A 931-nucleotide genomic window follows, 5' to 3' on the forward strand; every position below is an offset into this window, starting at 1 on the left:
GGAGGGGGCGGGCGGGCTGTTCGTTCCGGTGGACTCGAAGCGCGACGTGGTGGACCTCATCCAGGCCTTCTCGCTTCCGGTGGTGCTGGTGGCGCGGGCGGGCCTGGGCACCCTCAACCACGTGGCGCTGTCGCTGGAGGCGCTGGCGTCCCGGAAGGTGTCGGTGCGGGCGGTGGTGCTGTCGCGCGGGGTGCCCGGAAGCGACCTGGCGGAGCGGGACAACCGACGCTACCTGGAGGCCCGCCACGGGGTGGAGGTGCTGGGGCCGGTGCCCCATGTGGAGGACGCGAAGCGGCGCCATCTGGCGTTCCGGCGCGCGCTGGCGCCGCTGGTGCCCGAACGCGCGCGGGCCCGATAAATCGGCCTCCGCCGCGTTCGGCTTCCGGGCGGGTGCTACAGGTCGCGCAAGTTTTCGCGTGGTGGTGGCCGCGAAATGGACGATCCGTTTGTTCCGCGCGAGAAAGCCGGCACGAATGGCGGACATCATCGACATCACGCTCCTTGCGGACGTCCGGCGCTTCTTCCAGAAGCTCATCGAACAGCGCGGTCTGTCCTACTTCCTCCAGAAAGACGGACCGCGGTTGTTCCAGCTCGAGCCCTCCAAGGTCGAGCTGGTCCTCCGCACCGCGATGCGCACCCGTGACCCGGAGCTTCCCCAACCGCACGAGAAGGCCATCGAGCACTGCCGGCAGGAGCTGCGCCGCGAGCTCATCCGCCGCGTGGCGAGCGCCATGCTGCAGACGGGGCTGTGAGCCGCTTCTCGCTCCGCACCGCCTTCCCACGCACGCCCAATCCGCTGTCCCAGGCCGTCGCCGAGCGCCAGTCGCGCGGGCTGCCCCTGCTGGACCTCGCGGAGAACAACCCCACCCGCGTCGGGCTGCCCCAGCCCGACCCCCGCGTCCTGCTGAAGCCAGGACCGCCGGGTCTGCCC

The 931-nt window shown here is 71.2% G+C and carries 2 protein-coding genes and 1 pseudogene; all 3 read left to right on the top strand.

Annotation, left to right across the window (positions count from 1 at the left end; genetic code table 11):
* The coding region (gene bioD, locus D7V97_RS43335) for an ATP-dependent dethiobiotin synthetase BioD (protein ID WP_147445272.1) at nt 1-358 on the top strand (358 nt) is incomplete at its 5' end.
* A 115-nt stretch (nt 359-473) separates the two neighbouring features.
* Complete coding sequence (locus tag D7V97_RS43340) at nt 474-752, top strand: hypothetical protein (protein ID WP_120616301.1); 279 nt, start codon at nt 474-476, stop codon at nt 750-752.
* Nucleotides 749-931: pseudogene (locus D7V97_RS43345) on the top strand (pyridoxal phosphate-dependent aminotransferase); the annotation flags it as partial. The gene D7V97_RS43340 and the pseudogene D7V97_RS43345, both read left to right, overlap by 4 nt.

It is taken from the genome of Corallococcus sp. CA053C (assembly GCF_003611675.1).
GTDB lineage: Bacteria > Myxococcota > Myxococcia > Myxococcales > Myxococcaceae > Corallococcus.